Source organism: Cytobacillus sp. NJ13 (assembly GCA_030348385.1).
GTDB lineage: Bacteria > Bacillota > Bacilli > Bacillales > Cytobacillaceae > Cytobacillus.
This window is the reverse complement of the sequence record JAUCFP010000006.1, coordinates 16,889-32,992: the sequence shown is the minus strand read 5'-3', so window position 1 is coordinate 32,992 and position 16,104 is coordinate 16,889. Positions and strand designations below refer to the sequence as shown.

General features: G+C 41.5%; 16 protein-coding genes and 2 other annotated features. Of the genes, 1 reads left to right on the top strand and 15 read right to left on the bottom strand.

Annotated features, from left to right (window positions below; all coding sequences use genetic code 11):
- Positions 1 to 271: 271 nt before the first annotated feature.
- From QUF73_00185 to QUF73_00135, 11 genes are all read right to left on the bottom strand, one after another.
- Positions 272 to 1,264, bottom strand: coding sequence for an aliphatic sulfonate ABC transporter substrate-binding protein (locus tag QUF73_00185; protein ID MDM5224622.1), 993 nt, complete (start codon positions 1,262 to 1,264; stop codon positions 272 to 274).
- Positions 1,265 to 1,280: 16 nt separating this feature from the next.
- Positions 1,281 to 2,036: an ABC transporter permease gene (locus QUF73_00180; protein ID MDM5224621.1), complete on the bottom strand. Its 756-nt coding sequence runs from the start codon at positions 2,034 to 2,036 to the stop codon at positions 1,281 to 1,283.
- Positions 2,020 to 2,808 (bottom strand): ABC transporter ATP-binding protein, encoded by a 789-nt coding sequence (locus tag QUF73_00175; GenBank protein ID MDM5224620.1) that lies wholly within the window; start codon positions 2,806 to 2,808, stop codon positions 2,020 to 2,022. Before QUF73_00175 ends, QUF73_00180 begins: the two co-directional genes overlap by 17 nt.
- A 154-nt stretch (positions 2,809 to 2,962) precedes the next feature.
- Positions 2,963 to 3,748 carry a tryptophan synthase subunit alpha gene (gene trpA / locus QUF73_00170; protein MDM5224619.1) on the bottom strand — a complete coding sequence of 262 codons (786 nt, stop codon included), beginning with the start codon at positions 3,746 to 3,748 and terminating at the stop codon, positions 2,963 to 2,965.
- On the bottom strand, positions 3,745 to 4,950 hold the full coding sequence (trpB, locus tag QUF73_00165; GenBank protein ID MDM5224618.1) for a tryptophan synthase subunit beta: 1,206 nt from the start codon (positions 4,948 to 4,950) through the stop codon (positions 3,745 to 3,747). Before trpB ends, trpA begins: the two co-directional genes overlap by 4 nt.
- Positions 4,947 to 5,570, bottom strand: a complete 624-nt coding sequence (locus tag QUF73_00160) for a phosphoribosylanthranilate isomerase (protein MDM5224617.1) — start codon at positions 5,568 to 5,570, stop codon at positions 4,947 to 4,949. The genes trpB and QUF73_00160 overlap by 4 nt, the downstream gene beginning before the upstream one ends.
- On the bottom strand, positions 5,567 to 6,361 hold the full coding sequence (trpC, locus tag QUF73_00155; protein ID MDM5224616.1) for an indole-3-glycerol phosphate synthase TrpC: 795 nt from the start codon (positions 6,359 to 6,361) through the stop codon (positions 5,567 to 5,569). The genes QUF73_00160 and trpC overlap by 4 nt, the downstream gene beginning before the upstream one ends.
- Positions 6,362 to 7,387 (bottom strand): anthranilate phosphoribosyltransferase, encoded by a 1,026-nt coding sequence (gene trpD, locus QUF73_00150; GenBank protein MDM5224615.1) that lies wholly within the window; start codon positions 7,385 to 7,387, stop codon positions 6,362 to 6,364.
- Complete coding sequence (locus tag QUF73_00145; protein MDM5224614.1) at positions 7,359 to 7,970, bottom strand: aminodeoxychorismate/anthranilate synthase component II; 612 nt, start codon at positions 7,968 to 7,970, stop codon at positions 7,359 to 7,361. The genes trpD and QUF73_00145 overlap by 29 nt, the downstream gene beginning before the upstream one ends.
- Positions 7,967 to 9,361, bottom strand: coding sequence for an anthranilate synthase component I (trpE, locus tag QUF73_00140; GenBank protein MDM5224613.1), 1,395 nt, complete (start codon positions 9,359 to 9,361; stop codon positions 7,967 to 7,969). The genes QUF73_00145 and trpE overlap by 4 nt, the downstream gene beginning before the upstream one ends.
- A 169-nt stretch (positions 9,362 to 9,530) precedes the next feature.
- Positions 9,531 to 9,773 (bottom strand) — a binding site (T-box leader).
- Between the two features lie 40 nt (positions 9,774 to 9,813).
- Positions 9,814 to 10,065, bottom strand: a binding site (T-box leader).
- 60 nt (positions 10,066 to 10,125) lie between these two features.
- Positions 10,126 to 10,764 carry an MOSC domain-containing protein gene (locus QUF73_00135; protein ID MDM5224612.1) on the bottom strand — a complete coding sequence of 213 codons (639 nt, stop codon included), beginning with the start codon at positions 10,762 to 10,764 and terminating at the stop codon, positions 10,126 to 10,128.
- A gap of 177 nt (positions 10,765 to 10,941) precedes the next feature.
- On the opposite strand from QUF73_00135, the gene QUF73_00130 reads away from it, so the two are divergent.
- On the top strand, positions 10,942 to 12,201 hold the full coding sequence (locus QUF73_00130; protein ID MDM5224611.1) for an MFS transporter: 1,260 nt from the start codon (positions 10,942 to 10,944) through the stop codon (positions 12,199 to 12,201).
- Between the two features lie 36 nt (positions 12,202 to 12,237).
- On the opposite strand, the gene QUF73_00125 is transcribed toward QUF73_00130, so the two are convergent.
- The 4 genes from QUF73_00125 to QUF73_00110 form a co-directional block, all read right to left on the bottom strand.
- Positions 12,238 to 12,999 (bottom strand): alpha/beta hydrolase, encoded by a 762-nt coding sequence (locus QUF73_00125; protein ID MDM5224610.1) that lies wholly within the window; start codon positions 12,997 to 12,999, stop codon positions 12,238 to 12,240.
- A 745-nt stretch (positions 13,000 to 13,744) separates the two neighbouring features.
- Positions 13,745 to 13,975 carry a hypothetical protein gene (locus QUF73_00120; protein ID MDM5224609.1) on the bottom strand — a complete coding sequence of 77 codons (231 nt, stop codon included), beginning with the start codon at positions 13,973 to 13,975 and terminating at the stop codon, positions 13,745 to 13,747.
- 112 nt (positions 13,976 to 14,087) lie between these two features.
- A complete protein-coding gene (locus QUF73_00115; protein ID MDM5224608.1) occupies positions 14,088 to 14,885 on the bottom strand; it encodes a DUF2935 domain-containing protein in 798 nt (265 codons plus the stop codon).
- Positions 14,886 to 15,022: 137 nt separating this feature from the next.
- Positions 15,023 to 15,889, bottom strand: a complete 867-nt coding sequence (locus QUF73_00110; protein ID MDM5224607.1) for a GNAT family N-acetyltransferase — start codon at positions 15,887 to 15,889, stop codon at positions 15,023 to 15,025.
- Positions 15,890 to 16,104: the final 215 nt, after the last annotated feature.

Sequence of the window (16,104 nt, the reverse complement as noted above, 5' to 3'; positions counted from 1 at the left end):
TTCGTGCAGGCAGGTTACTTTTGTGCGCGGAGTTTCTATCATTATTGCTTCATGCTGATGTAAATTGTGTCGCCAGCATAGGTTATTGCGCTGATTTTATAGTTTTTTGCTCTATCACACTTGCTTCCCCATAACTGAGCCATCCAGCAGGATATTCGCGCCGCGGTATCTCATTTTCGCTCTGGAACCTTTCATAATTGGGCCAATCAAATTTCCTTTCCCCTGCAGGACCAAAAAACCGGAACCCATCCGGGCTCCGGTCCAAGTATGATTATTTAATAAAATTGTTCGCAATCAGTTCACTGAATTCAGGTTTATCTTTCAGGAATTTTAAAGTGTAGGATGAATCCGCAAATTCCTGGATTGTGTCTGCATCAACATCGTAAGTGAACCCAATTCTTTCCCAGGCGCGGTCTACGACTTCTTTTTCCAGTTCCTGGCCAGTCACTTCTTTAATGTCTTTGATAGTAATTGCTTTTGCTTCTTCAGGATTTTCTTCGATAAATTTAACTGCATCTTTATGTGCATCAACGATTTTCTGTACTTTTTCAGGGCTGTTCTTCACAGCTTCGCCAGTAGCAACCAATACTGATGCCGGAAGTGTTTCTCCGAAGGATACTTCATCCCAGCCAATTACGACTTCCGCGTTTGTTTCCTGTTCAATGACAGCTGCCCATGGTTCGGGAGCAACCGCAATATCGACTTTACCTGTTTTCAGCATACTTGCATATTGCGCAGGGTTGCCTGTTAAATGCTTCATGGTACCGCCAATGCGAGCTGAAGTGATGCCGGCTTCTTCAAGATATGTTTCATACTGGACATCATGTGTGCAGCCCACGCCAGGTGTAATAAACGTTTTTCCCTGGAAGTCTTCAAGTGAGTTAATTTCTACTCCCTCTCTGGCAAGAACAACTGTTCCGCCAGTTGAGGCACCGGCGATAATTTTAACATCAGCTCCGGTTGAGAAGTTGTTCATTGCTGGCCCAGGTCCTACAAGACCTGCATCAATGTCGCCTGTTTTCAGGGCAGTCATGAATGAACCGCCTTCAGCAAATGTCTTGTATTCTACTTTAGTTCCATCTCCAAGCTGTTCTTCAAAATAGCCTTGATCTTTTGCAACCATTGCTGGCACATGATTGATATTCGGGAAATAACCGATGACAATCTTGTCTTCCTCACCGCTGCTCTTCTCAGAAGATCCGCAGCCGGCAAGCAGCCCGGTGAAAGTAAATAATACAGCAACCCATAAAATAGCCTTTTTCATTAATACCCCTCCAAAATTAAGACTCAAGTCCCCATTTTTTTATGACTGATTTTTCAATGCGCTGGAAGATGAATTGGTCAACAATCATTCCAATAGCTCCAATGATAATCATGACACCTATAACGATGTCCATTCTTCCAAAGTCTGAAGCATATCGAAGTGTGTAGCCCAATCCTGGTCCTGTGCTTAAAAGCTCACCGGCCATCAGTGCGCGCCAGGCAAATGCCCAGGCAAGTCGTGAGCCAGTGACAACGTATGGAATTGATGCTGGAAAGATGACTCTTGTGAATAAGTCAATTCCATTCGCACCCATTGTCTGAGCTGCCTTGATATATAATGGTGAAACATTTTTAATCCCTGTTCTCATGTTCAGAGCCATTACAAATGTCCCGCCAAGTATGGTTACAAAAATAACAGCCTTTTCATTTAAGCCAAACCACATAATCGCGATCGGCAGCCAGACGATGCTGGGAACACTTTGTAAGGCGAGGATGACTGCACCCAGTGTTTCATCAGCTGTTTTGGATTTCCCTAAAAGAATTCCAATCAGAGTCCCAATAATAAGGCTGATCGTTAAACCGACTGCGAGCCGTTTAAAACTGGCGATTAAATCATAGATAAGAGTTTTATCCTGGAACCCTTCAACAAGAGCACTGAATACACTGGACAGGGAAGGGAAAATCAGAGGATGCCAAAGCTCTAGACGTGATCCAATTTCCCAAAATGCAATGATGGCTGCAAAAAATATGATCCTTTTAATGGCTGTTTGCATATTGGATTTCCTCACTTACAACTTTATCAATTTCCTTCTTCAGGTATTTCATAATGTGGTCTTCAATCTCAAGCATTTCTTTTTTGTGTTCCTCACGGGGTCTGGGTATGTCAACCGTTATATCCTGTAAAATGATTCCCGGCTTTGTTCCCATAACAATGATTCGATCTGAGAGTTTAATAGATTCTGAGATGCTATGAGTAACAAAAAGAATGGTTTTCTTCGTCTCAGTCCAGATGTTTTCCAGCTGTCCGTGCAGACGTGAACGGGTCTGTTCATCAAGAGCTCCGAATGGTTCATCCATTAATAGTGTTTCCGGGTTCATCGCAAGCGCTCTCGCAATCGCGACCCTCTGCTGCATTCCTCCAGAAAGTTCATGAGGATAATGGGATATATATTTACCCAGCTGAACCATTTGCAGATATTTAAGTGCTGTTTCCTCTGCATCCTTCTTCTTCATTTCTTTTTTCAGTGGAAACGTGACATTTTCCATGACTGTCAGCCAAGGAAATAAGGCTGCCTGCTGGAAAACCATTCCCCTGTCTTTTCCGGGTTTTGTTATGGTTTTTCCATCAATTTGAATTTGGCCTGAAGTTGTTTTAGTCAGCCCTGCGACGATTGAAAGAAGGGTTGACTTTCCGCATCCTGAAGGGCCTAAAATTGAAACAAACTGGCCTTTTTCAATGGATAAATTAATATCTTTCAGGACGTCAACAGGACGATTTTCTTTATCCCTATATTGTTTATTCACATCGTTTATCTCAATGAACATTCAAAATCACCTATTCCCATAAATCTCATTAATTTACTCGGATTACTTGTAATTATAATGTATTCACTTTGCATGTCAACCTTTACAATAAATATTTTAAAAAATGGGCTTAATCAAATAAAAAGCCTCCTCCATCAAGGAGAAAGCTTTTGTTTCACAATTTAATTTCTTCTTTTTTAGATGAAGCGATCAGCTCTTCAACTTTAGCTAACTCACCGCTTTGAAAAAGTTCTATGATCTTGCTTCCAACGATTACCCCGTCACAATGCTGGTTCATTTCTTTTACATGATCCGGTTCAGAAATTCCGAATCCGGCCAATACTGGTATCGGACTTACATCTTTAACATTCTTCAAATGCTTTCCGAGCTCCTCTTTAAATTCTTTTCTTGCACCTGTGATGCCATTAACCGTTACAGCGTATAGAAAGCCTTTCCCCTTGCTCGCAATAGCCTGGATCCGCTCCAGTGGACTGGTTAAGGTCACAAGCCGGATGATTTCGATTCCAGCTCTCTCTGCGATTGGCGCAATTATCTCCTCTTCTTCTGCAGGAAGATCAGGCAATATTAAGCCGTCCACCCCAGACCTGGAGGCATCAGAAATAAAGTTGCCAATGCCATATGCCATGATCGGATTCATGTATGTCATAAAGATAAGCGGGATGTGAACAATAGGCCGGATTTCCGCAATTTTAGCCAGGACGCCTCTAAGTGTTGTTCCGGCTTCTAATGCTCGAATGCCAGCTTGCTGGATTACTGGCCCATCGGCAACCGGATCCGAAAACGGAATCCCAATTTCAATGGCAGTTGCTCCCGCTTTTTCGAGGAAAGTGATTTTCTCGGCCAGTGTCTCTAAGCCTCCATCCCCGGCCATTATATATGGCACAAATGCTTTTTCGTTGTTTTGCTTTAGGCTCTGAAAAACTTTTTCAACCCGGTTCATTGTCCTTTCCCTCCTAATTTTGCTCTTACAGTTTCTACATCTTTATCTCCTCTGCCAGATAAACAGATGACAAGGCCTTCGTCTTTTTTCATTTGCGGTGCAAGCTTTAATGCATAGGCAACGGCATGGGAGCTTTCCAGCGCAGGAATAATGCCTTCCAGTTTGCATAAAAGCTTTAATGCATCCAGCGCCTCATCGTCTGTGATGGATTCATACTCGGCTCTTCCGCTGTCTTTCAAATAACTGTGTTCCGGGCCAACTCCGGGATAATCAAGCCCGGCTGAGATGGAATGGGCCTCCTGAATTTGTCCGTGTTCGTCCTGAAGCAAATACATTAATGCCCCATGAAGAACTCCAGGAGTTCCTTTTGTTAAAGATGCGGCATGCTTCTCAGTATCTGTTCCCAATCCAGCCGCCTCCACCCCAATCATGCGGACAGTTTCATCTTTTATGAAAGGATAGAACATTCCCATTGAATTGCTTCCTCCGCCAATGCAGGCTACAACTGCATCAGGGAGCTTACCTTCTTTTTCAAGGTATTGCACCTTGGTCTCATTTCCGATAACACTTTGAAAATCCCGTACAATCATAGGAAAAGGATGAGGTCCCATGACAGAGCCAAGGATGTAATGTGTATCCTCGACATTTGTCACCCAGTAGCGGAGTGCTTCGTTGACTGCATCTTTTAATGTGGCACTTCCCGATTTCACCCCTACAACTTTCGCTCCAAGCAGTTCCATTCTAAATACGTTCAGCTGCTGTCTCCTGATGTCCTCTTCACCCATAAAAATAATGCATTCAAGATTTAAAAGCGCACATGCAGTTGCTGTTGCGACTCCATGCTGCCCTGCACCCGTCTCAGCTACTATTTTTCTTTTTCCCATTCGCAGCGCCAATAGAGCCTGGCCCAGTGAGTTGTTTATTTTATGGGCACCTGTATGATTCAAATCTTCTCTTTTAAGATAGACCTTCGCACCGCCGGCGTATTTTGTGAGGTTCTCCGCAAAATAAAGAGGAGTTTCACGCCCGACATAGTCTTTCAGCAAAGCCTGCAGCTCTTTCTGAAAACCTTCATCAGCTTGCGCTTTCTTATACTCCTCTTCCAATTCAAGAATGGCCTGCATAAGTGTCTCCGGCACATACCTTCCTCCAAATTCCCCAAAATGACCTCGTTCATCTGGCAATGTGTAAGCTGCGTTCATTTTACTTCCTCCCTCTCCACAAGTGTAGCGTTATCTATGAATCTTTTTATTTTCTCCAGATCTTTCTTCCCTTCAGTCTCAACCCCGCTGCTTACATCAACCATATAAGGATTGGCTGCTTTAATTCCTTCCCCCACATTTTCAGGAATGAGCCCTCCAGCGAGGATCATTTTTTTGTCCTGTGTTGATTTTTCATTTAATATCGACCAGTCAAATGATACCCCGTTGCCCCCTCGATACTTTCCTTTTGGACTATCAAGAAGGATGTATTCACATGAATATTCATCCAGTTGGGATAGATCATCTGGTGAACCAATGCTCAGAGCTTTTATAACTGGAAAAGAAAATGAGCTGCAAAATTCCGGCGTTTCATCTCCATGAAGCTGAATGACATTGATCCCTGAAACACTTGCTATTTCCTCAATGGTCTCTTTCGTTTCATTTACAAACACTCCGACTTTCAAAACTTCTCCGGGAAGCTCTCTAATTATCTCCCCTGCTGCCACAGGATGAATTTTTCTTTTGCTTTCAGCAAAAACAAATCCCAGGGCATCCGCACCGCTTTCAATGGCAGAAAGTGCCGTGCTGATATCTCTAATTCCGCAAATCTTCACCTTCATTGTTTGACAGCCCCCTGCAAAGGAAGCTTCATGGCCTTCAAAAGCCCTTCCAGGTTATCAGCTTTCATAAATGCTTCTCCGACAAGAATGGCGTTTGCTCCTGCTGCAATTACACGCAGTACATCTTCTTCTGACTTAATCCCGCTTTCACTAATCAGGAATCTCCCTGCATTCTTTATTAGCGGTGCAAGTTTTTCTGTTACACCAAGGTCTACTTCGAAAGTTTTTAAATTCCGGTTGTTGACTCCGATCAGCCGTGCACCGGTTTTCAGAGCTATTTCCAGCTCTTCTTCATTATGAACTTCCATTAATACTTCAAGGCCTTCACCTTCAGCAAAATCGAAAAGCTCTTTAAGCCGTTCAGCTTCCATGGCAGCAGCAATGAGCAAAATAAGGTTCGCCCCTGATGCTTTTGCCTTTAAAACTTGCACTTCGTCTATAATGAAGTCTTTGCAAAGGATAGGCAGGCCGACTGTCTCTCTAACAGCTGACAGATCAGCAAAGCTGCCTTTAAAAAACCTGTTGTCTGTTAAAACGGAAATGGCATCGGCACCATACTTTTTATAAAATAATGCCTGATCTTTCGGATTTTGTCCGGTATTTATATCACCTTTTGAAGGTGAAGCTCTTTTGAATTCGGCAATCACAGCCAGTTCACTGCCTGATGCAAGCTTGTTAATAAATGAGCGTTTAATTATGGTTTCCCCAGCTTGAAGGTATTCTTTTTCCTGCTGCAGTACGATGACTTCTTTTCTTTTTTCAGCCAGTATTTTATCTAGAATCGTTCCCACTTATATCACCTCTTTATGGACACTTTTACTTGCTTCAATTAACCTATGCAGTTTTGCTAATGCAGCACCTGAATCAATGCTTTCTCTGGCTAAATTTATCCCGCCTTGAATTGTTTCGGCCTTGCCTCCTGTAAAGATGCCAATCCCGGCGTTAAGAAGGACTGTATCCCTTCTTGCTCCCCTCTCCCCATTAAGGACACTCAGGAGTATTTCAGCATTTTCCCTTGAATCTCCGCCTCTGATCGCATCATTGCTGCTGACGGATAGGCCAACTTCCTCTGGGTGAAGAACCTTTTTCGTTACCTTGCCGTTATTAAGAATGGCCAGGTGATTTTCCCCCTGCAAGGATGCTTCATCCATAAACCCTGCACCATTTAAAACAACTGCCCGTTTTCTTCCTAAAGTTTTTAACACCTCTGCAAACATTTCAATATAATCTCTCCGATAGATCCCCAGAAGCTGATGATCAAGTTCAACCGGATTGGTTAATGGCCCTATTAGATTGAAGGTTGTGGGTATTCTCAGGTCCTTGCGCACTTTCATGATTCTTTTAATATTCGGATGAACGTGAGGGGCGAAAAGAAAGGCAATCCCGATTTCCTCCAAAATCTCCTCCGTGCGCTCAGGAGGGTGATTTAAATTTATCCCCAAATGCTCCAATACATCGGCACTGCCTGTTTTGCTGGATACACTTCTATTGCCATGCTTGGCAACAGGAATTCCGGCTCCTGCAATCACAAATGCCGAGGTGGAACTGATATTAAAGCTGCTTGAACCATCTCCTCCTGTACCGCAATTATCCAAAACATTAGGAATTTTCTTGCTAAATGAAAGGGATTTATCCCTCATCGCTTTTACGATCCCTGCAATTTCTTCAACTGTTTCCCCTTTCGTTTTAAGACTCACCATAAATGCCGCAATCTCACTGTCCGTCACATCATTGGCAAATAAATTGTCCACCGCTTCCTTCATTTCTGCCTCTGTTAATGACTCCCGATCAGATAATCTCTGCAGTATTGTTTTCACCTTTTTTTTCCCTCCCGATAGATTGTAAAAAGTTTTCCAAAATTTTCTTTCCAAGGCCTGTTCCTACAGACTCCGGATGGAATTGCAAACCGTATAAAGGATAGTCTTCATGCTTGATTGCCATTATTTCATTATCATCCATTGATCTGGCCAAAACCTTAAAGCTGCCAGGCAACGTTCCTGACTGAATAATTAAGGAATGATAACGCATGATATGGATTGGCTGCGGCATATATTGAAACAGCTGTGATCCGTTATGTTTCAGATTAGACACCTTGCCATGCATAATTTTCTTGGCTTTTTCAATCTTTGCCCCAAAGGCATAGCCGATTGCCTGATGGCCAAGGCAAATGCCAAGGATAGGGAGCTTCCTGTAAAATTCTTGAATAACTTCAACAATGACTCCTGCTTGTTCCGGCCGGCCCGGTCCAGGTGAAAGAACAATGGCTTCAGGATTTAATTCTTCAATTTCTTCGATTGTTATCTGATCATTCCTTACAACTTTAATTTCTTGTCCCAGTTCACCTAAATACTGATAAAGGTTAAATGTGAATGAATCATAATTATCAATCAGCAGAATCATTTTTTGTCCTCCAAAAATGCTTTTAATTTATGAAGAGTTTCTTCGTACTCTTTTTCTGGAATGGAATCATGCACTATGCCTGCCCCAGCTTGTATATAGGCGAATCCATCTTTTATCACCATTGTTCTGATTGCCAGGGCGAAATCCATATTGCCGTTTCCGGAAAAATAGCCGACTGCCCCTGAGTAAATTCCTCTTTTCACTGTTTCAAGTTCATTGATGATTTCCATTGCTCTAATTTTGGGTGCACCTGAAACCGTACCAGCAGGCAGACAAGCTATTAAGGCATCAATCGCTGTGTATGGATTTTTCAGCCTGCCGCCAACTTCGGATACAAGGTGCATGACATGCTTATATCTCTCAATTACCATGTTTTTTTCTATAGTTACCGATCCAAATTCGCAGACACGGCCGAGATCATTTCTGCCCAGATCGAGCAGCATCCTGTGTTCGGCAAGCTCCTTTTCATCTTCAATCAGGTCCCTTTCAAGCAGTAAGTCCTCGTCTTCTGTCTTGCCTCTTGGCCTTGTTCCTGCAATAGGGTTAGTAATTACTTTGTTTCCAGTTGCTTTTATAAGACTTTCAGGGGATGCCCCCGCAACCGCATATTCTGCAAAATCAAGATAGTACATATAGGGGGAAGGATTTTGCACTCTTAACTTCCGGTAAAATGCAAAAGGATCTCCAGTCAACTCTGCTTTTAACCGCTGAGAAAGCACCACCTGAAAAATGTCTCCCTCTTCAATAAAGGACTTGGCTCGATTTACTTTTTCAACGAAGTCTTCTTTGGATATGGAAGCTTTGAAAGCCGACAGCGATGCTTCTTCCGATTCAGATGCCACTGCCCCCTTTTGTATTTCGGCCTTTCTTTTCTGTAATCTTACACGAAGCTGAGATTCATCGGTTGCTGCCAGTATAGACATGGCTACCAGATATACCTTTTGCTCCAGATGATCAAAAACAGCCACTTCCTCAAAAAACATAAAGTGGACATCTGGTACATTCAGCTCATCATGAGGAATCACCCCGATTTCTTCGTATTGCCTGATGACATCATAGCCTGCATATCCAACAGCTCCTCCACAAAATGGGAACTGTTCAAAGGGGTGCGGCCTTTCCTCCGGCATCAGCCTTCTTAATACATCAAGCGGCTTTTCATCAAAAACTTCTATTTTTCCGTCTGCAGAAACAGCCGACCGAGATCCTTCCCCTTTTAGTTCCATTACGGGGTCCGCACCAATAAAAGAATACCTTCCCGACTTTTCATGCTTTAGCGAGCTTTCAAACAGAAATTTTTTTCTTCCGCTCATTCTCTGGTAGATCAAAATAGGTGTTAATGTGTCCCCCTCAAGCTCTTCGATGATATACGGACCTTCCAATATCGTTTTCAATATATTTCTCCTCCAGTTCTTTCGGATTCAGGAAAGCGCGAGCGCCTTGATCACCCCCGACACCTCGAGGGGGGCAGGCTGCTTGTGCTAGACAGTTATCTAACTTCAGAATTTATACTCAACTACAAATAAAAAAAGTCCCCTATACACACAGACAGAATCTGCGTGTATAGAGGACGTGTCTTGTGAACGTGGTGCCACCTCTTTTTAGAGCAAAATGCTGCTCCCTTTTTCGGGTACGGAAACATATCGATACCCTATCCTTTTAACGGTGGAAATCCGTGCTTCCCTACTTTCTTTCAGGAAGCCTCTCGCAAGTCCATTCGAATGACTTACCGTACCGGGCTCTCACCTGTCCCCGGCTCTCTTGAACGGACTCCATCAATCTACTTCTCTTGCTCAGCGATTTAAAGTAATAAAGTTATTTGAAAATAAAAAAGAGCCTCCCGTCTAAAAAGGACGAGAAACCCGTGGTGCCACCTTCATTAGCTGATACATCAGCTCACTTAACAGATATCAAAACGAAAAAACGTTTGAATATCTGTCCCTTGTAACGATGAGACCGTTCGCCAAAGCCTACTGCTTAAAAAGGTTCGGTTTGGAGGCTCGAAAGTCCATTCACTGCTGTTTCCACACTGATTTGCACCAACCATCAGCTCTCTTTAGCTTCAACCGCAGCTACTACTCTTTGTCATTGCCGATCGATATATTGCTTATTATACTATTCCGATAAATGAAAAATGTCAAGGCTATTTTTAATTTTTTTATAATAGAGCTTTTTCCAGCTTTTCTCTCCAGACATCTGCAAGTGCCTCAATCTGCAGCAGTTCTTCAATTGCTTTACGGTTTTTGCGGTCATGGAACATGATAAAATTTCCTTGCAGAACCGATACCTTTTCCTGCTTTCTTTCTTCGAGCTTAAGAACGCTGCCTGCTGCTACATTCCCTTCCTTCAGCACTCTGAAAAAATAGCCTGTAAAGCATGTTTCAACAATTCTGTTCAAAAGCCGATCTTCTTCGTTATACTTTGAGATGGCTGAACAAGGAATGCGCCCTTGTGTTATTTGGATAGCGGATTCACCAAGCGAAAAGATATCCCCTATAAAAACATCCTTTTCCAGCATATTCCGCGCACAAATATTTTCACCAAATGCCGGAGGACAGAAAGTCCTTTTAAATTCTTTTTCCCACATCCCGTAATGTTCGAACGGGTATAGGCAAACTGCCCGGTCGGGGCCGCCATGAAAATCAGTGTTTGCCACTCCATCCCCAAGGAAACCATCCTTCGTTAAGAATGCACTTTCAATTTTTTCTTTGCCGATTCCCGATATTTCCTCACGGTTTTTCCAGCTGTGCTTTTTCGGTTTTCCTATGCTTAAAGTAATAATTTCTTTTTCTTTCACATTATCCCCCCAACAGATTCGTTTTTTTATATTTTAACGCTTTCCTTTTAGTAAATCGAAACATATTTTTCCAGAATTTGAATTTTCCCATAAAAAGACAGAGGTTTTTCTAGTTAGTTTTCCTGCAATTAGCTCATATTAAGACTAGTTTGATTAACGAAAAGGAAGGTCAGAAATATGGAGCATGTTGAAAATTTACAATCTGTAAATTCCAAAGCTAAAAAGAAGTCAGGTGATGATGTTCATAACCAAAAATGGGCCATTCTTTCACTTTCTTCAATTCCTCTCGTTATGACACTTGGGAATTCCATGCTGATTCCTGTTCTGCCGGCGATGGAAAATAAACTAAATATTTCTGCATTCCAATCCAGCATGATTATTACCGTTTACAGTATTGTAGCCATTATTTTGATTCCAATCGCAGGCTTTTTATCGGATCATATCGGCCGTAAAAAAGTCATTATACCAAGTCTTTTCATTGCAGGAATTGGCGGGCTGATCTCTGGATGGGCAGCATGGAAAATGGCGGATGCTTATTGGATCATATTAGCCGGGAGGGCATTGCAGGGTGTTGGGGCAGCCGGTGCGGCACCAATTGTTATGCCTTTAGTCGGGGATATGTTTAAAAATGATGATGATGTCAGCAGTTCCCTTGGCCTGATTGAAACTTCCAATACTTTTGGAAAAGTTCTATCACCTATACTTGGAGCGTTTTTGGCAGGATTTATATGGTTTTTACCGTTTTTTTCGTTTCCAGTTTTTTGTACGATTTCAATCCTGCTGGTTTTTTTTCTTGTAAAAACACCAAATAAAAGAGAAGAGCCGCTTCCGCTAAAGAAATTTTGGAGCAATATTAAGGATACCTTTAAAAACAACGGAAAATGGCTTTATGCTATTTTTTTAATTGGTGCCATTCTTATGTTTGTGCTTTTCGGGATACTTTTTTATTTATCTGATGTCCTTGAAAAGATATATGATATTAAAGATGTTAAAAAAGGGCTTCTCTTAGCTTTACCGCTTGGCGCACTGTGCCTTTCGTCCTATCTAACAGGAAAAAAAATAAAAGAAAATAAAATACTGATGAAGTGGATCATTTTTTTAGGCTCAGTGCTTGTGGCAGCTGCGACTGCAATCTTAAGCTTTTCAAACAATATGTGGTTTATGATCAGCATGTTCCTGTTTGCCGGAATTGGCATAGGCGTTGCATTGCCTTCATTGGATGCACTAATTACGGAAGGAATTGCAAAAGAAGAACGTGGTACCATTACTTCTTTATACAGTTCAATGAGGTTTATTGGCGTTGCCGGCGGCCCTCCGGCCATTGCCATTCTCATGAAGCATTCTGATCAAGGCCTTTTTTATATATTAAGCGGTATTACCATTCTTGCTGCCCTTGCAGCCATAATGGCAATCAAACCTGACGGAAATGATGGCTAAAAAAATCCGTATCGTGCTATGACGATACGGATCTTTTTATTTAAAATGCTGCTGTACAAAACCAGTTACAACCTGGTTGAAAAGCTGCCACTTTTTGGTTGGCGCCTGATGGGATACACCTTTGATCATTGCCGCCTGAAAGCTGACATATCTTCTATAGCTCCTAATATGCTGATTAACAAAATCTCTTGATCCATAAATAAGGAGAAGGGGGACGCTTAAGTTCCTTAGGCGATCAGTGCATGAATAGTGGAGCGATCTATCATAAAATTGAAACCACATAGTATGATTTGCCTTTTTCATGTGTTCCAAAATATCGTTTCTGACTTTTTGATCATTTGTGTGACTTGCTGCTATTACATAGCGCAGGAAACCCGGAAAATGTTTCACGAAATACATTCCCAATATATGCTCATATTTGAAAGTTTCTGATAAAACCTCTGGAAATCCGCCAGATAGTATGACACCAAGCGTCCTCTCAGGAAAAGAGAGTGCAAATTCCTGGGCAATTATGCTCCCAGATGAATAACCAAGGATAACGGCTTTTTCAATTTCCAGGTGGTCCAGTACAGCTTTAATCTCTTCTGCATACCCTTTAATGGTTACTGTTTTCTCGGGACCAATAGTATCTCCATTCCCGCTTAGATCAGAAAAAACAACCTGAAAATGCTCAGCCAGCAGGCCTTGATAATAAAATACCTTTCTCCCCATGGCAGGCGGATGTATAAAGATTATCGGTACACCCTTTCCCATCGTTTCATAAAAAATCTTTGTATCCTCATAAATAAATGCTGGCACAAGAATCGTCCTTTCCATTCACAAAACATAGATGGCTCTCCATCCTCCTGTTCCATATAAAAAATGGGACAGTTTTAGTCTGCCCCATCTCGGTCAATTCTTTATTTCCAACATCAGTTAATCATGTCTCTTTAGCATTTTTGTTTTGCTGGTCAAGCTCTTTTTAGAACTCCATATCGCTTATGCTTTTATTTGTGCTTTGCTATCCTGATTTAGTCTTAATATTGCGTTTTGTAATGTCTAATCCTCCCTTACAGTACTGCCATTATAGTAGGGTACATTAAGCTCCGAATCATTATGGATTTTCAGCCGGAATCTGCATATACTATAAGTAATCATGCGATTATGCTTATTTCCGTGACTTTCTGAACCGCATATGATATTCTTGAATTAAGAATATGAATAAATAAAAAACGACCGCAGGTGTTGCCGCACCCACGGTCATTCGCAATAGTCGTTCCCTTAGGGGATCGGCCTGTCAAAGACATAGACCTCTCCCTCAATTGTCAGATCAAGGGAGGTCTATTTTTTATGGTTAAAAGTCATGACAGCAATGATCAGACTAGAGAAGGAAATCATCATCATGATCGATTCGAAAACTGTCAAAAGGCATCACCCCCTTTCACACGGGGCTAGCCGACCACCCTTGAGAAACTCCCATTGCTTCTTTATTATATCATATCCTTGTCCATTTAGTCGAACGTGTGTTCTATTTTAAGAAAATTGATTCTTCTTTCCTATTTTTTCAAGTTTCATTATCTTTATCACCTGCAGATTTCCTTTGAAGATATCCGCGAAGAAAACCCATTTCTTTATTAAGCAAATACTCCATTTCCTCCATCTGCTGCTTAGCAATTAACTGCGGACTGCCTGTCCATTCAGCACTGTGGATAAAGTAATAATTCTTTATTCTTTTAAAAATGATGACCGCTTCAGGAAAGCAGTCAAACAGTCCCTTTACCTGATTTCTCCGCATGTAACTCCATCTTATCAGTTTCATGATATCAGCCTTTTTATACTCTTTTACCCAGAAAACACTGACGCATGTTCTTAATGCAAAAAAACTGCCAAACATGGCAGCTTTGAATTTATTCTTTAAGCCTCGGCTTTGCCGGATCACATTTCGGCATTTCCGACTGAGTGGACTCAGCAAGCTTTGACAGGTAATAGCATTCTTCACGGTACATGTGATCAGCCATTAAAGCTGCAAATGTACCCAACGCCTCTTTGCTTATTTCAAGCTCCTCAATTTCATTCAGAAAGTTCATAAACAAAGAAATTTCAAGAGCAACGTCATTGTTGAACTTTTGGAGTGCCGGAAACAACGTAACATTCGTCCGAAGGAACCCGGACATTTCAACTGCTTTTAAGTAAAAAGCTTCAAAATCCTTTGTATAGCCATCACTGATTTTTTTAATTTTCTTTTCAGCCTGGTCCATATTGTCCGATATGGCACCTGCATGGCCAGCTGCATCCAGAAGCCAGATTAAATGATGGTGGAGCTCATGAAATACAGGCGGGGCTTCCCCCTTTTTTAAATATTGAAGGACAAGCATATATTCTTCAAGTTCATTGACCATATGATTAATAAAAACAGGCCCAAGATGAATGGAAATTTTCCCTATCAGATGACGTTCGATTAGATTCAATTTAAATTCCCTGAGCTTTTTAGCTTCCTGTTCTGCCCTCCGGCTCAATTGCTCCAGGTTATCAACTTCAACCCTTCCTAATAGCTGGTCGAAGGTTTGTATAAAGTAATTTGCCCGTTCAATGCTGTCTTTTTCCTTTGGTGATAGTGAATCATGTATGAAACGTGCATGATCACCCAAAATCTGAAGCCAAAACCCGTGTTCTAATTTTGCAGCACTTTCAAATCCAGCAGCCAATATATCTCCCCTTTCAAACTTACTCATAAAAACATATCAGGAACCATCTGAAATTATGCCTATAAGCACGAACCTCATAATTATTTGGTAACTTAGTTTTTTGCAGAAAGGGGAAAATTAAATAGGCAGCAGGTATCCTAAAGCGTTTTTTTCATCATTACCTGGCCAATCTTTTTTTCAAATCCCATTTTAAGCAAAGCTTTTGAGGCGGGATTGGAAACAGAAATATTAACGGCAGTGAAATCAATTGAATCATCCTGATCCAGGAACAGATGGCCCAGAATCCTTTCAGTCATTGCATCATATGCACTTTCGTCCGTGAACTTTAGCTGATAGATGATAATGCGATCTGTACGTCCTCCTGCTTCCAGCACTCTTTTGTATAAAATGTATCCTTCCTCTTTCCCATCGTCACTCATAAGCACAGCAGCTTCCCCTTGTTTTGCACTTTGCCACTGGCACTGCCAGGCAGCATCGCTGTCATAAAACCTGAGTGACTGCAGCTGTTCGGGATATATCTTTTTTATTGCTAAATGGTTTTCCGTCAATGAGCCTATTTCTTTATATGCTAGTTTCTTGTTTAGATAAAGCAATTGATCAGTAATCGCATAGCCGGCTTTTTTGTACAGCTTAATCGCTCTCTCATTTTCTTCAATTGCTTCAAGAACAGCAGTGTGAGCATTTTCAGCTTTATATATGCTGAGAACTTCTGACATCATAGCTGCAGAAAGACCTTTTCCCCTGTATTGTGGTGCGATTCCAGTGCCTCCGTTCCAGGCAATTTTCCTGCCGTTAATCTCCCGGAACCCATTCATTATGATTCCGCAGGGTTCTCCGTGCATAAAAACGACAATGGATTTTTCAGGAGAAAGTCCCTCAGATGCCATTCGATTAACAAAGGCCTGAATATCCATTTTTATTGGAACTATATAACCTTCAAATCCTTTGTTCCAGGCAGTCAGCGCCTCCTCCAGGGTAACTTGAGAAAGTCTTTTTATTTTCATAAACGCTCTCCTTCATGTGTTTTCTGATGAAGTTTTACTTGCTGTGCATCTAATGGTTAGTTATTTAAGTTTGTTCCCTCTCTTAATAACAATGATAATGGCCATGGTTCCACACCTCCAAATATATAGACTAGATAGTTTATTTATTCATAAAAAAATATAGACTGATGAGTTTGTTTTAATTAAATCATTTATTTTCAGTTTTTTCAATCTTT

Excerpts from the sequence above, each read along its gene's own strand:
- QUF73_00185 (MDM5224622.1), bottom strand. The coding sequence starts at position 1,264 with ATGAAAAAGGCTATTTTATGGGTTGCTGTATTATTTACTTTCACCGGG.
- trpA (MDM5224619.1), bottom strand. The coding sequence starts at position 3,748 with ATGAACCGGGTTGAAAAAGTTTTTCAGAGCCTAAAGCAAAACAACGAA.
- QUF73_00175 (MDM5224620.1), bottom strand. The coding sequence starts at position 2,808 with ATGTTCATTGAGATAAACGATGTGAATAAACAATATAGGGATAAAGAA.
- QUF73_00160 (MDM5224617.1), bottom strand. The coding sequence starts at position 5,570 with ATGAAGGTGAAGATTTGCGGAATTAGAGATATCAGCACGGCACTTTCT.
- QUF73_00130 (MDM5224611.1), top strand. The coding sequence starts at position 10,942 with ATGGAGCATGTTGAAAATTTACAATCTGTAAATTCCAAAGCTAAAAAG.
- QUF73_00120 (MDM5224609.1), bottom strand. The coding sequence starts at position 13,975 with ATGCGGAGAAATCAGGTAAAGGGACTGTTTGACTGCTTTCCTGAAGCG.
- QUF73_00145 (MDM5224614.1), bottom strand. The coding sequence starts at position 7,970 with ATGATTCTGCTGATTGATAATTATGATTCATTCACATTTAACCTTTAT.
- QUF73_00110 (MDM5224607.1), bottom strand. The coding sequence starts at position 15,889 with ATGAAAATAAAAAGACTTTCTCAAGTTACCCTGGAGGAGGCGCTGACT.
- trpB (MDM5224618.1), bottom strand. The coding sequence starts at position 4,950 with ATGAACGCAGCTTACACATTGCCAGATGAACGAGGTCATTTTGGGGAA.
- QUF73_00180 (MDM5224621.1), bottom strand. The coding sequence starts at position 2,036 with ATGCAAACAGCCATTAAAAGGATCATATTTTTTGCAGCCATCATTGCA.